The organism is Mariprofundus erugo (genome assembly GCF_005818865.1).
In the GTDB taxonomy this organism is placed as follows: domain Bacteria; phylum Pseudomonadota; class Zetaproteobacteria; order Mariprofundales; family Mariprofundaceae; genus Mariprofundus; species Mariprofundus erugo.
Map to the genome: position 1 here is coordinate 1 of NZ_VBRY01000006.1, position 14,327 is coordinate 14,327.

At 54.0% G+C, this 14,327-nt stretch carries 12 protein-coding genes and 1 pseudogene; 9 read left to right on the forward strand and 4 right to left on the reverse strand.

Going from position 1 to position 14,327, the window contains the following annotated elements:
* A partial coding sequence (locus FEF65_RS07060) for a transposase (protein ID WP_138239113.1) occupies positions 1-1,088 on the forward strand: 1,088 nt, incomplete at its 5' end.
* Between the two features lie 145 nt (positions 1,089-1,233).
* A pseudogene (locus FEF65_RS07065) lies at positions 1,234-1,458 on the forward strand (two-component system response regulator); the annotation flags it as partial.
* Between the two features lie 53 nt (positions 1,459-1,511).
* Here the strand turns inward: FEF65_RS07065 and FEF65_RS07070 are convergent.
* Entirely contained in the window at positions 1,512-3,296 is a 1,785-nt protein-coding gene (locus FEF65_RS07070) for an oxygen-binding di-iron domain-containing protein (protein WP_138239114.1), read from the reverse strand.
* Between the two features lie 295 nt (positions 3,297-3,591).
* Positions 3,592-3,981, reverse strand: a complete 390-nt coding sequence (locus tag FEF65_RS07075) for a 3D domain-containing protein (protein WP_138239115.1) — start codon at positions 3,979-3,981, stop codon at positions 3,592-3,594.
* 182 nt (positions 3,982-4,163) lie between these two features.
* Here FEF65_RS07075 and FEF65_RS07080 point away from each other — a divergent pair, with 182 nt between their 5' ends.
* The 3 genes from FEF65_RS07080 to FEF65_RS07090 all read left to right on the forward strand — a co-directional run bounded on the left by FEF65_RS07080 (position 4,164) and on the right by FEF65_RS07090 (position 7,966).
* Positions 4,164-6,824 (forward strand): valine--tRNA ligase, encoded by a 2,661-nt coding sequence (locus FEF65_RS07080; RefSeq protein WP_138239116.1) that lies wholly within the window; start codon positions 4,164-4,166, stop codon positions 6,822-6,824.
* Between the two features lie 170 nt (positions 6,825-6,994).
* Complete coding sequence (locus FEF65_RS07085; protein ID WP_138239117.1) at positions 6,995-7,579, forward strand: porin family protein; 585 nt, start codon at positions 6,995-6,997, stop codon at positions 7,577-7,579.
* A gap of 204 nt (positions 7,580-7,783) precedes the next feature.
* The gene (locus tag FEF65_RS07090) at positions 7,784-7,966 is read left to right on the forward strand and encodes a hypothetical protein (protein ID WP_138239118.1); all 183 of its coding nucleotides are present in this window, start codon (positions 7,784-7,786) and stop codon (positions 7,964-7,966) included.
* 12 nt (positions 7,967-7,978) lie between these two features.
* Here the strand turns inward: FEF65_RS07090 and FEF65_RS07095 are convergent, their stop codons facing one another.
* Both FEF65_RS07095 and FEF65_RS07100 read right to left on the reverse strand, forming a co-directional pair.
* Positions 7,979-9,355: a sensor histidine kinase gene (locus FEF65_RS07095; protein WP_138239119.1), complete on the reverse strand. Its 1,377-nt coding sequence runs from the start codon at positions 9,353-9,355 to the stop codon at positions 7,979-7,981.
* Positions 9,356-9,358: 3 nt separating this feature from the next.
* Positions 9,359-10,048, reverse strand: a complete 690-nt coding sequence (locus FEF65_RS07100; protein ID WP_138239120.1) for a response regulator transcription factor — start codon at positions 10,046-10,048, stop codon at positions 9,359-9,361.
* Between the two features lie 212 nt (positions 10,049-10,260).
* Here FEF65_RS07100 and FEF65_RS07105 point away from each other — a divergent pair, with 212 nt between their 5' ends.
* From FEF65_RS07105 to FEF65_RS07120, 4 genes are all read left to right on the forward strand, one after another.
* Positions 10,261-10,770, forward strand: a complete 510-nt coding sequence (locus tag FEF65_RS07105; RefSeq protein WP_138239287.1) for a Spy/CpxP family protein refolding chaperone — start codon at positions 10,261-10,263, stop codon at positions 10,768-10,770.
* A gap of 92 nt (positions 10,771-10,862) precedes the next feature.
* Positions 10,863-12,776, forward strand: a complete 1,914-nt coding sequence (locus FEF65_RS07110; RefSeq protein ID WP_138239288.1) for an ATP-binding cassette domain-containing protein — start codon at positions 10,863-10,865, stop codon at positions 12,774-12,776.
* Positions 12,777-12,998: 222 nt separating this feature from the next.
* Positions 12,999-13,460 (forward strand): hypothetical protein, encoded by a 462-nt coding sequence (locus tag FEF65_RS07115; RefSeq protein ID WP_138239121.1) that lies wholly within the window; start codon positions 12,999-13,001, stop codon positions 13,458-13,460.
* Positions 13,460-13,804, forward strand: a complete 345-nt coding sequence (locus FEF65_RS07120; protein WP_138239122.1) for a hypothetical protein — start codon at positions 13,460-13,462, stop codon at positions 13,802-13,804. The genes FEF65_RS07115 and FEF65_RS07120 overlap by 1 nt, the downstream gene beginning before the upstream one ends.
* Positions 13,805-14,327: the final 523 nt, after the last annotated feature.

Genomic DNA, 14,327 nt, shown 5'->3' on the forward strand with positions numbered 1-14,327 from the left:
CGTCTCGCAAGATCGCGAAGAAATTGCATGAAGATGTGGCATTCCGTCTTCTGGCCGCGGGTAACTATCCGGCCCACCGCACGATATGCGATTTTCGTGCATTGCACCTGAAGGAGTTATCCGACCTTTTCGTGCAGGTCGTCAAGCTTGCGCAAGAATGCGGCCTGGTTCGCCTGGGCACGATCGCGGTGGATGGCAGCAAGATCAAGGCGAATGCCAGCCGTCACAAAGCGATGAGTTACAAGCGGATGCTGCAAGCTGAAACCGAGTTAAAGGCGCAGATTGAAGGCTTGCTTGAGCGTGCCGGCAAAGCGGATGCGGATGAGCGTGATGAGCCGGATGTGGATCTCCCGTCGGAGATAGCCCGCCGAGAGGATCGACTGGCCGTCATCAAGGCTGCCAGGGCACGACTGGAAGCGCGTCAGAGAAAGATCGACGAAGAATGCGGACGCCGTCCGGATGACGGACGTCAACCTCGTCACCCGGACGGATCACCCCGACGAGGCGGAAAATTCAAGCGGGACTTTGGCATTCCGGATGAGAAGGATCAGGAGAGTTTCACCGATCCGGAAAGCCGGATCATGAAGCACTCCAGCGGAGCCTTCGAGCAGAGTTACAATGGTTATACGGCCGTGGACGCGGAGCATCAAATCATCGTTGCCGCCGAACTGACCAACTGTGCTGCAGACAGCAATCGTCTGCCCGGGATGATCGAAGCTGTTCGTGACAATCTGGATGCACTGCCTGCACAGGCGCTTGCCGACGCAGGCTTTCGTGGCGAAGAATCCTTACAGGAGCTCTCTGGCTTGCCATGCAATGTGATCGTCGCGCTCGGCAGGGAGGGTCGGGAGAATGTATCTGTCAACGCTGATAAATATCCCCATACGGCGGCCATGGCAGAGCGTTTGCGGAGCGATCAGGGAAAGGCTGCCTATCGCCGGCGAAAGGCTATTGTTGAACCTCCCAACGGATGGATCAAGGCAGTCATGGGCTTCAGACAATTCAGTCTTCGCGGCCTCGAAAAGGTCGGTGCTGAGTGGAAAATGGTTTGCATGGCACTGAACTTAAGGCGAATGGCTTATTTGTGATGGCAACTGCAGCCGATGAGGCCGCTTATCGCATGACTATGCGGTCCTCTGATGCACCCTGGCAATTAAAGATGGCTGCGACCAATTTGAAAATTCGACTCGCCGATAAATATAGGCCGGCATTTGTCCTCTGCCGCGCAGACTCCTAGCTGCCCGCATTATGCAGATTTGCGATGTCTATGATGCACTGCGCAGCAAGCGGCCCTATAAGCCTGCATTCAGTCATGACAAGGCGACGGGCATCATTGTCGATGGTGATGGCCGTACCGATCCATCGCATTTTGATCCGGCGGTGCTGGCGGCATTCAGGGCCTGTGCGGATCGATTCGATGCCATTTTTACAGCCCACAGCAGGGGTGAGGTTGAATAGAGACTGCGCTGCAAACAGACGGGGCGCGATGGCGCGCCTCACTGCGGATTTACTCACTCCTGATAACATACCCGGTTGCGACCACTCTCCTTGGCCCGGTAAAGGGCTGAATCGATACGCTCGATGAAGTCGCTTAGCCCTTCACCCTTGCGGCGATGGGCGACACCGAAACTGGCACTGATCTGTTTCCCATGCATCGGCTCGGCCCATGTAAGGCCGGCAATAAGGGCGCGCAGCCGTTCGGCAAAGCGGAGGCTGTTGGCGATGTCGCTGTTCTGGGAAAAAATAATGAATTCCTCACCGCCCAGTCTGACCGGGATATCGGCAGCCCGGCAGTGATCAAGGACGCAGCGCGAAACCTCCCTGAGCACGATATCCCCCTGATTATGGCCCCATGTATCGTTGATGAGTTTGAAGTGGTCGATATCAATCATCACCCCGGCCAGCATCAGTTCCTGCTGTCGATCCTGTTGCTCGATCATTTTATGTACGAAATCCGTCATATAGATGCGGGTAAACAGGCCGGTCAGCGGGTCGCGAATGGCTCTTTGGTAGATCTTGTCCCGTTCACGGTCCATGTCCCGGTAGATCATCTCCCGTTCGATGGCGACCTGTAATGGCAGACGCATCTGCTCAACCATGCGCCCGAGCTTTTCACTGTCAAAATGGTAGTCGGCCAGATGCAACAGGATGACAGCCTGCACATGTCCTTTTTCGGGCAAATAGAGCGCGATCATGACCGCTTTCTTAATGACGCCGGTGCGATCGGTATGGTCCATGATCTGGAACTGTGAGCCCGGGTTATCGGCGGTGGCCGGCGGGGGAGAGTCGAACACTGCCTGCACATAGGCCGGCGGGGTCACCAGCTTGCCGCGATACTGGTTGCTTGCAGCCAGGTAGATCATGCCCTGATTGATATCCTGAACGTAGAACTCGAGAGAGTCTGTGGCGACTTCGCAGCGGATGATGGTGAGAAGCTGCAGGGCAATCTGTTTGAAATCACGGTAAATCGTCATCGTTTTGGTGATGCTTTTCAGCGTGTCGTTAAATGCAGACAGCTTTCTGAAATCGGTGGTGCCGCGCAGTAACAGATAAAGCCCGCAATCCAGCGATTTCAGGCCGTTGATCATGAAACGGATCAGATGCTGCGGAATGATGGACCCATGCTGGGGAGCAATCATCTTCATCGGGTATTTTTCGATCTCATGCAGGACATATTGCAGGATATCATTGCTGGGCATGTAGTGCTGGTGGAACGGCTTCATGCACTCAAGATAGCTCTCGCCTTTGGCAAACAGGGAGAACTCCTCGGTCAGACCGCCGAAAATATCGCTGGAGAACATGATTTGTGATGCCGTATCAAAGGTGGTGAAGGCTCCGGGAAAGTGGGCATATGGCGTGAAGCAGAACTCCAGTACCCGATCCTCAAGCGGCAGGCGCCAGTCGTGATCATCAAGCAGCCAGTAGGGCATCTGCATGCCGTAATGTTTAATAATCATTTTAGTACGCCAGTGTGTGACAATGACCGCATCATCACGCGTCAGCATCTTTTCGATCAGCGGCATGGCTCCGGTGATGTCGGGGTCCTGATGCTGGCAGATGAAATATTTGATCGATGAAAAAGGCGTGATCTCTTCGATTTTTTCCAGCGTGTTGGTAAATGTCAGTGTTGAGCCGGGGTCAATCAGCACCGATTGATCGCCCTGTTCGATCAGGTAAACATGGCACTGAAACGGATCATTCTCCTGCACATGGCCAACCCACCAGACGCGGGGGGCAATCTGGATGGCATGATCAGTATGATAGCTGTCATGAATGTGTATCTCTGACAATGACATGGTGCGACCCTCTGATGAGATGTTTGCGTCTTATGTTCCGTACGGAACACGTTCAGGCAAGCATCATGACGGCCACTGTGACGTAAAAATGCTGTGCGAATGTTGGTTTTTGTCTTTCCATGCGGGCCGTGATGCCGTTCAATCATGATGTGATGTGCTTAATATATTGTAAAACAATAGTTTTTTCAGTGTTGATCATTTCTTGCCGGTCAATATAAATCAGAGTTTTTCCTACAGGTGAAATCCCCGTTTACCCTCTTATGCACAGCCGCTTCCCGCCGGCATCATGCCCCGCTCACCAGCGTATGGTGACGGTACGACGGCCCCAGCGCCGGGCCGCCCTGATATCGTTTCCCATGTAGATATCGATTTTATGTTTCCAGCGCCTGTTCATCTTGTCCTTCACCCGATATGTGCCGGGCAATCCCTCTATTTTTACCACGGTGTTGTGCTTCAGGCCCAGGCGGATCAGGTCATGTGAAACGGCAATGACTTTCATGCCCGGTTTCAGCCGGTCTCCCCAGGCGGTGAGGGTTGGCCTGTTGTTGGTCTGGGCCCGCACCGAGTTATATGCGCTGGCGCTTACTCTGAGGCTGTGCGTTTCCGCAGCATCGCCATGGCAGCTGCCTGTCGCGAGGCTGGCTGCGAGCAGCAGTGCGGATAACCATACGGGAGCTTTTAACATCGGCGTACACTAACAGCATATCGGATGATGATGTGATGCCGCCACTGTTTTTTCTGAACCGGTCATGGCTTGAGCGGCAATGGTAGCGGTAGCCGATGAACGGGGGAGAATTCACCGGTTGCCCGGCCGACTGCAGCACGTAGCATGGCGGACTATTTTTTTCGTCACCCAGAGGAAGTTCCATGAGTCAGCATGAGTTAGCCAAAACCTACGACCCGCAGGCGGTTGAGCCTGCCATCAATGATCAGTGGCTCAATTCCGATGCCTTCCGCCCGAAAACGGCCAGCAGCGATCAGCCTGATGACTCCTACTGCATTGTGATTCCGCCACCGAATGTGACCGGTAGCCTGCATATGGGCCATGCCTTCACCTTTACCATTCAGGATACACTGATTCGCTGGCAGCGTTTGAAGGGGAAGTCCACGCTCTGGCAGCCGGGAACCGATCATGCCGGTATTGCCACCCAGATGGTGGTGGAACGACTGCTGGATAAGGAAGGCGTACATCGCCGCGATCTCGGACGTGACCGCTTTCTGGATCGTGTCTGGGAGTGGAAGGAGCACTCCGGTGGTACCATCGTCAACCAGCTCAAACGTTTGGGAGCATCGTGCGACTGGTCGCGCGAGCGCTTCACCCTTGATGAGGGGTTGTCTGATGCGGTGCGCGAGGTGTTTGTGCGCCTCTACGAAGAGGGGCTGATCTATCGCGGCAAGCGTCTGGTCAACTGGGATCCTGTGCTTGAAACGGCAGTTTCCGATCTTGAGGTGGCGCACGATGAAGAGCAGGGCCATTTCTGGCATATGTGCTATCCGCATGCCGATGATCCTGCACAGCATGTGATTGTGGCGACGACCCGTCCTGAAACCATGTTCGGTGACGCGGCTGTGGCAGTACACCCGGATGATGAGCGCTACAAGGCACTGATTGGCAAAGAGCTGATTTTGCCGCTGACCGGCCGCACCATTCCGGTGATTGCCGATGAATATGTCGATCCGGCATTCGGTACCGGTTGCGTGAAGATTACCCCGGCCCATGATTTTAACGACTATGAGGTAGGCAAGCGCCATAACCTGCCGCTGATCAATATCCTGACGCCGCAGGCGCATATGCTTGATTGCGAATTTGTACCACAGAAGTTCCGTGGTATGGAGCGCTACGAAGCGCGTGAGCATGTCGTCGCCGATCTTGATGCTGAAGGGCTGCTCTACAAGGTGGAGGAGCATACCCATCAGGTCGGGCGCGGTGATCGTTCGCATGCAGTGCTGGAGCCCTTCCTGACCGATCAGTGGTATGTCTCGATCAAGCCTCTGGCCGAGCCTGCGATCCGGGCGGTTGAAGAGGGCGAGATCCGCTTTGTACCGCAGTTCTGGGAGAAAACCTATTTCGAGTGGATGCGCAATATTCAGGACTGGTGCATCTCGCGTCAGCTGTGGTGGGGGCATCGTATCCCGGCCTGGTACTGTGGTGCATGTGATCATATCACCGTCAGTCGTGAAACGCCGGAGTGCTGTGGCGGTTGCGGTTCGGCTGCTATTCATCAGGACGAGGACGTGCTGGATACATGGTTCTCCTCCGGTTTGTGGCCCTTCTCAACACTGGGCTGGCCGGAAAAAACACCGGAGCTGGAGCAGTTCTATCCGACCAATGTACTGGTCACAGGCTTTGACATCATCTTCTTCTGGGTTGCCCGTATGATCATGATGGGCATGAAGTTCACCGGTCAGGTGCCGTTCAGGGATATCTATATTCATGCGCTGATCCGTGATGCACAGGGCCAGAAAATGTCCAAGTCGAAGGGCAATGTCATTGATCCGCTGGAGATGAGCAGTAAATACGGTGCGGATGCCCTGCGCTTTACGCTGGCCCATATGGCGACACCGGGCCGTGATGTGAAGCTGGATGAGTCGCGCATTGAGTCCAATCGCAACTTTATGAACAAAATCTGGAATGCTGCCCGCTTTGTGTTCATGAACCGGGGTAGTGCGGTTGCCGATGCCTCTGTTCGCCCGCAGCTGGATGTGAATCGCTGGATTCTGGCGGAGCTGGACGGCGTGGCGGTCGAAGTGGACCGGGCGCTGGTCGAATATCGTTTCAATGAAGCGGCCGGTTCCCTGTATAACTTTATCTGGGGTACCTATTGCGACTGGTATGTTGAGGCGGCCAAGGTTTCGCTCTACGGCGATGATGAAGCGGCGAAAGTGGAAACGCAGACCGTGATGCTGACTGCACTGGAGGGGTGGCTGAAACTGCTGCACCCGATCTGCCCGTTTATTACCGAAACGCTCTGGCAGGAGTTGCACGGTGCCGATGCACGACTGGTCACCGCCAGCTGGCATACGCCGCGTGAGGATCACGATATGGATGCGATGCAGCGCATGCGTCGTGTGATTGAGGTGGTGACGGCGATTCGCTCGATTCGCGGTGAGATGAATGTCAATCCGGGCAAGCGGATCGAAGCGGTGATCGCCTGTGATGCAAGCGTACAGCAGGCGCTGCAGGCTGAAGAGCGTCTGCTGATGAATCTGGCGCGGCTTGAGTCATTGAACTGGATAGCAGCAGACGGTGAGGTGGATGGTGCCGCTGTGGCACCGCTGGCGGATGCCAGGGTCTATCTGCCGCTGGCCGGTCTCGTCGATGTCGCGGAAGAGATGGCACGTCTGGGTAAAAATATTGCCCGTCTGGAGAAGGATATCGCTATGCGCGAGGGCAAGCTCGGCAATGCGAAATTCCGCGATAATGCACCGGCGGATGTCGTGGCCAAGGTGCAGGAGGAGCTGGCTGAAGCGAAGGCGAAACAGAGTGAAATGCTGGCCGGTATGGAGCGTCTGCGCGCTTTGGTCTGAGCTGTGCCGGATTGACACAGGTCGTTTGGGCAAGTGCAGCGGAACAGCACGTGGCTGATAAAATCATTCCGTTGGCAGTGGCCTGTTTTGACATTGTCGAAATATGGTCTAAAAAATCAATTCGATTGTGGCGCAAGCCGTTCAGTCTGAAAACGTTACCGGAGGTTATAATGAAAAAGATTGTTGTGGGTGCGGCCATGATGTTGATGGGAGGGGCTGCTGCTCAGGCTCAGGATATGGCTCCCTATGCCGGTGTGGGCATAGGTGCATTTGGACTGGAGTATCAGGAGCCGGGTTTAAACCAGAAGAACACTGTATTCGGTGGCTATGGCAAGTTCGGTATTGATGTGAATGATTACTTTGGCGTGGAATTGCGCCTGGGCGCAACCACAAAAGGAAGCAAATCCTATGCAGTCGGTTCGCTGGGTTCAGCCGTGCCATTCAGCCTGTCATTCAAGGATGACTATTTCCTCTCATATCTGGCCAAACTCCAGTATCCGGCATCACAGGACTTTCGTGTCTATGCCATGTTAGGTGCGACGTCAGCCAGCATCAAGCGCACCTCCGGCGCACTTGGTATTAATGACTCTGCCAAAAAGACTGCGTTCAGTTATGGTGTAGGTGCTGATTTTAACGTGACCGAACAGATTTCCGCCGGCGCTGAGTGGATGCAGTACTGGAACAATGTGACGGTCGGTTCAGGTATCAAAATGAAGATGTGGGGCGCAGTCGGAACCGCATCGTTCCACTTCTGATCGATGCTGCGACACTGACGGGATTGAAGGGAGGGGGCTTTTTAGTCCCCTCCTTTTTTATGGCGGGGCGACAGACCCGTGGCGGCGATCTGGACGCGATGGTACAGGGCTGCGGCTTTTGGCATGGCGTATGCGATAGGGAAGGTAAGACAGGTTTCAGGATGTCTTGCCGCGTGCGTATGACAGGGCATCAGGAGGTGTAGCATGGATGCTGGAAGAGCTAAAAAGATTGCCACAACCTTTACCGGCAATATGCATTTCCGGGTGCGCAGTCATGCCAACGGTTTGCTGGTTCGTTATCAGAAACATACCCACTATTTTATTCGTGAATCCTGCTTCTGGTCCTATGTTTACAAGGCGGCCGGCTTGCCTGGCCGGATTGATTAACCCGGCACAGGTTCAGGCGCTGACAAGCGGCAGTGTGATATCCACCTGCAGACCACCATCGGCATGGTTGCCGGCAGTGATTGTCCCTGCATGCAGTTCAATGGCGCGTCTGGCGATGGCAAGACCCAGGCCATACCCCGAATTATCATGCTCACGTGCGGCCGAGGCACGGAAAAAAGGTTCAAACAGATGTGCAAGTTTTTCCTCTTCCACGCCATGGCCATGATCACGGATGTGGATTGAGGCGACTGCACTTTCAACGTTCAGACTGATCTCGACACTGCTGTCGACCGGTGTATGACGAATGGCATTGCGGATCACATTTTCCAGTGCCCGTTTCAGCCAGATCCGGTCAGCCATGAAGTGGCATTCGGGCAGCTCACCGGTCTCAATGCGCCTGCCTGTGGCTTCAGCCTCGAAGGTGGCATCACAGCTGATATCCCTGATCATCTGAGCAAGGTCTATCCGGGCCAGCGCGGCGTGTACTCCCCCCTGATCAAAGCGGGCAAGCGTAAGCACCTCTCCGATCAGATCATTGAGCCGATCGGCTTCCAGCCCGATTCTGTCCAGTTCAGTTTCAGCCTGTTCACCGGCTGTATTGCGGGCCAGTTCAAGCGCGACCTGTAACCGGGCCAGCGGCGAGCGCAGCTCGTGCGAGATATCCCGTAACAACTGCTTGTGGCTGTTAATCAGCTGATCAAGCCGGTCAGCCATCTGATCGATCGTTTGCGCCAGATCGCCAAGCTCGTCGTTGCGTTCGCTGACGGCAGCTTCCACGCGTGCTGACAGTTCGCCATGGCCGAGTCGTTCGCTGGTAGCCTGCAGGCTGCGAATCGGACGGGTCAGCATGCGGGTGAGCAGAGCGCTGACAGCTGCAATCGTCAGCAATGCCGTGAACAGTTGCAGCAGGCGCATACTGCTGCCGGATTGCCGCATCTCTTCCGGAGAGAGAAGGGTGGTGGCGGCCCAGATATATTCGCCCCGGTCGCCCTGTATTTGAATGGCGATACTGAGTCTTGGCGGCTCAATCATGGTGACCGGCTGTTGCTGGTGACGCGCCTGCTCAATCAATGGATGCATAAATTCGGGCACAGGGCGGGGCGGTTCACCCGGTCGCCCGATGCGGTGGACGGGGCGACCCTCACGATCGGTTAACATGCCGAATGCATGCAGCTGGCGCAGCTCCTGATGAATGGACTGCTGATAATGCCGTGCCCCCATATCCTCATACAGACGGACGGCCGTTTCTGCCAGATCACTCATCTGGGCGAGGCGGGCTTCGATAAGCTTGTTCTCCGTGCGCCATTTCTCGCCCAGCCATTGTGACAGCGCGGCGGTCACCAGCAATGTGCAGAGAAGAAGCAAAAAAACCTTGGTAAACAGGCGCATACGTCAGGCCTGGTCGGGAACGAACAGCCAGCCGACACTGCGTACGGTCTTAATGCGCGGCTCGCCATCGGCGGCAGGGGCAAGCTTTTTACGCAGATGACCGATATGGACATCGAGTGAGCGGTCAAACGGACCGTAGCGTTTACCAAGAGCCTCTTCACTCAACTCAAATTTACTCACGACTTCACCGGCATGCTGTATCAGGGTGGCCAGAATATTGTATTCCGTGGCTGTGAGCTCAATGGCGACGCCATGCTCAAGGATTGTGCGTGACTGGGGGCGCCACTCGATACTGCCAAACAGGCAGTTCTCTTTTTCATTGCCCTCCTGGCGCGGTTCGCTGCGACGCAGAACGGCCCGGATACGGGCGGCAAGCTCTCTCGGATTACATGGTTTGGGCATATAATCATCAGCACCAAGTTCAAGGCCGAGAATACGATCCATCTCTTCGCCACGTGCGGTTAACATGATCACCGGTACGCTGGAGAACTGACGCAGTTCACGCAGCAGGTCCATACCATTTTTGCCCGGCATCATGATATCCACGATCGCCAGCTCAAAAGCCTCCTGTCGCAGACGCTCTAATCCGCTGATACCGTTGTGTTCACAGCTGACGGTAAAACCTTCGCTGGCCAGAAAGCGGCCCATCAGATCACACAGTTCACGGTCGTCATCAATCATCAATATGCTCATGCTGGTATATTGCCATGAAAACGGCCGGCTGGAAGGTGGTTTTACACATTCATTACATTGCATTGCAGAAATTTTTCACTCACGATGAGCTCTGTTGCAGATAAAAGCAGAGTGTTCGCCTTGTGCCGTAAAGGTGTTCGGAGATGGCCCGAAAAAAGTGGGGTCCCCGGGACACCACGGTGAATGAATATCTGAATGAACAGGAGAATATGATGAACCAGATCCATAAAGAGAAACGGCACTCAGGCCTGATTGTTGCTATATCGGCGGTTGCTGCCCTGTTATGTGCCAATGTGGCATATGCCTGCCCGCCGGGCGGACCGGACGGCAACGGCCCGTATATGCAGCGCATGGCCGATGAGCTGAAGCTGACCGATCAGCAGCGGCAGCAGTTTGACAAGATTCACAATGATAGCCGGGAAGAGGGAAAATCGATGCATGAAGCGATGCGCATGAATCATGATGCCATGCGCAAGCTTGATCCGGCTGCGAGCGATTATCATAAGCGTCTGGCGGCACTGGCCGAAGAAAAGGGCGAACTGGTCAAGCAGATGACGATCCATCGCGGTGAGGTGCGTGCCCGTATGCATGCGATTTTGACTCCTGAACAGCGGAAAATTGCGGCCGAGCTGAAAAAGAACGGTCGTAAAGAGGGATCGGGCCGTCGCGGGCCTGGTGGTCCGGGTGAAGGTGGCTGCTTCAATCCACCTATGGGGCGCTGATGAAGCACTGATCCATCAACGCGGCCTGGAAAACGCTCTGCTAAATGCAGGGCGTTTTTCATTTTTAACGTTATGATGCGGCCATGCCTATCATGACCCTCAACCACATCGATAAAGCTTTTGGATCCCAGGTTTTGCTGGATGATATCAGTCTGAGTATTACCCGTGGCGTACGTATTGGCCTGATCGGCCGTAACGGCGAGGGTAAATCGACACTGCTGAAGATTATCGCCGGTATAGTTGAGGCGGATGCCGGCGAAGTGACGCTGCGCAGTGGTGTGCGGGTTGCCTATCTGCCGCAGGCACCGCACTTCGATGCAGGCTTTAGTGTGTTTCATGTTGTGGCCGAAGGGCTGGGGGATGTCGCCAGAACCCTGGAGGCCTATCATGATGCATTGCACCGCCTGGAAGAGGAGGCGACACCGGCCCTGCTGAAGCAGGTGGATCAGTTACAGGCCGAGCTTGAACATGGTGGTGCATGGCAGTTTCACAGCCGCATTGAGATGGCGATTTCAAAGCTGAAGCTTGATGCGGATCGTGATGTCGGCGAGCTCTCGGGCGGCTGGTTGCGCCGGGTGGCGCTGGCCCGGGCTGTGGTGGCTGAGCCGGATATTCTGTTGCTGGATGAGCCGACCAACCACCTTGATATCGAATCGATCGAGTGGCTGGAGGATTTTGTTGCGGCATTTCCCGGCTCGGTTCTGTTTATTACCCATGACCGCTACTTTCTCGATGCAGTGGCGGAAGAAATTATCGAGCTTGATCGCGGCCACCTGACCCATTTTCCGTACTCTTATGCTGAATATCTGGATAAAAAGGCGGAGATGCTGCTGATCGAGGAGAGTCAGCATCGCAAGTTCGATCGTATGCTGGCCGGTGAAGAGCGCTGGATCAGGCAGGGAATACCGGCCCGGCGGACGCGCAATGAAGGTCGTGTACGCGGTCTTGAAGAGCTGCGTCGTCAGCGTGCAGCCCGCCGTTTGCGCAGCGGTGATGTGGAACTGCGAGTCTCCAGCGGGGTCAAACCGGGCAAGATGCTGATGGAGGCGGTGGAAGTTTCACACGCATTTGGTGATACCACGATCTGCAAGAATTTTAATCATAAAATTATGGCTGGTGACCGGGTCGGTCTGATCGGGCCGAACGGTATCGGTAAAAGTACCGTGTTGCGCATGTTGCTGGGTGAGTTAACCCCGGATGCGGGGCGGATTCGCCATGGTGTGCGTCTGGCACCGGCATTTTTAACCCAGATGCGCGAGTTGAAGCCGGAGATGCGACTGAAGGATGTACTGCTGCCGCAGGGTGGTAATTATGTGCATATCGGTGGTCATGAGCCGCGCCATATTGTCAGCTATATGCAGGACTTTCTGTTCGACAAGGAGCGCCTGAACGCACAGGTCGCCGGCCTTTCCGGTGGCGAGCGCGGCCGCCTGATGCTGGCGAAACTGTTGCTGGAACCGGCCAACGTGCTGGTGCTGGATGAGCCGACCAATGATCTCGATATCGGCACGCTAACCGTACTTGAGCAGGCACTGGCCCGTTATGAGGGTACAGTGATTCTGGTCAGCCATGATCGTGCGTTTATGGATCGGGTGGCTTCACGGGTGCTGGCCTTTGAATGCGATGGCAAAATTATCCCGATTGAAGGCGGCTATTCCGACTACCTGGCCTGGAAAACGAGGCGTCAGGAAGAGGCGCAGGAGGCTGAGCGGCAGGTGGTGCAAAAAACATCCGTCCAGAGCAGCCAGCCGAAGCCGGTGAAAAAGCAGACCAAGCTCTCTTATAAGGAGCAGCGCGAGCTGGATAACCTGCCGGCCGATATAGAAGCCATGGATGCAGAAAAGTCCATGTTGGAGGAGCGCTTCTGTGATCCGGACTATTTTACCCGCGATGCCGCCGCTTTTCAGAAAGACCAGCAGCGTCTGGCCGAGCTGGAGACGAAGCTGGCCACGGCCTATAGCCGCTGGGAAGAGCTGGAGATGTTGCAGGAGTCCCTGAACGGCTGAATTCGGTTCCTGCTTGCGGCGGAAGACTCCGCCAGATTGACCGTTTACACAAAATTCAGGACATCCTCACCATGTGAGATTGCAACTTCTTGCGGACTGCACCATTCAACGGGGAGTCGTATCCTTAAATCCGCCGATGAAAATGCGCGAAACGAGTCCTGACCCCGATCTCTTACCTCAGTCAATGCAGGTGAGGCTGGTTTCAATAGTCCTGTCGGCGAGGTGACTGCAAATACTGATGCAACGCAAGCTCAAGCTTATCTGAGGTTGAATGGTGAGATAAGCGGACAAAATAACTATCAATGGGGCACTATGGACTTTGTAAACAGATATTTCACTGGAGGGGGAGATGTGACTTTAAAATCGGTGGGATTAGGTTCAAGTTTTGAGAACGCTGCTTCCGTTCAAAGTCAGGTGAGAGATTTTATTATAGGTACAATTATTTATGCCCAAGATGGGTATAGCTTTTCGGATAGAGGAGTTAGCAACGTGACATGGGAACCCAATTTGTTTTCTGTGGGGAAAAGTTCATTTTTTAAAAGCGTTACTTGTTCAAGAGGTCTTTGCATATATAATTTTGGAATCAAAGATTGGTTTAGAGACCCAATTGACATTGGCGTTGAATTGCCTGGTGGAACCCCTTACAGGATTAGTCATTCTTGGTCGTTGAAGGTGGCGTACTGATGCGAATGATATTATTGATATTAGCTTTTATGTTTTCAGGATGCACCGATTTTAGTCGTGATATTGATGGGGACTATAGGTATATTAAGTTGGATAGCGACAATCATATTATTGCGAAAAAAAATCGACAGGTCGTATATCAAGATGTGACTAAATATGTCCAAAATAGTGAGTATATAGTCGGTCTAAAAGTGAAATCAAAGTTTTTGACTAATGCCTTTCCGGAAGTGCCTGATAAGCAGCCCTATGGTTACTTTGTAATTAAAAAAGATACAAGTGAATTGTTGTTTCTTGAAGAAAGTGAGTTCCTAAAGTTTGTAGATAAACAAAAGATAGAATGGTGAGCCACTTGCAGGCTCTTCAACGCTTTCATACGGTAAGTTAAATGGTGGTAATGCCCAGACACATCTTATAGAACATATGTTTACGACAACAAGTTGTTCGGAGGCATATCATGGGCATTACCATACCGGCAAAGATAGTCGATTTTCGCGGCCAGTGCATTGAATCTGTTAGCGTGCAACCATAGGGGTCAGGACTTGCTTTGCGCATTATTGGCGTTGGCGTTGGTGAGGAAGAAGGGGGCACCATAGACAGATCGTCGCGGATAGAGTTTGAATGTGCCGATTATCTATGACATCACGTGGTAACGCGCGCTCCGCTTTCAGCGACTGGGCGGCAAGACAGGGAGCGAGGCGACTGAATACGGGAAGCCTGCAGGAAACACGGCTATACCATGCGAGATTGCAACTTCTTGCGGACTGCACCATTCAACGGGGAGTCGTATCCTTAAATCCGCCGATGAAAATGCGCGAAACGAGTCCTGACCCCGAGGCTTGTTGGGTGGAAAATATAAAAACAGGGCAG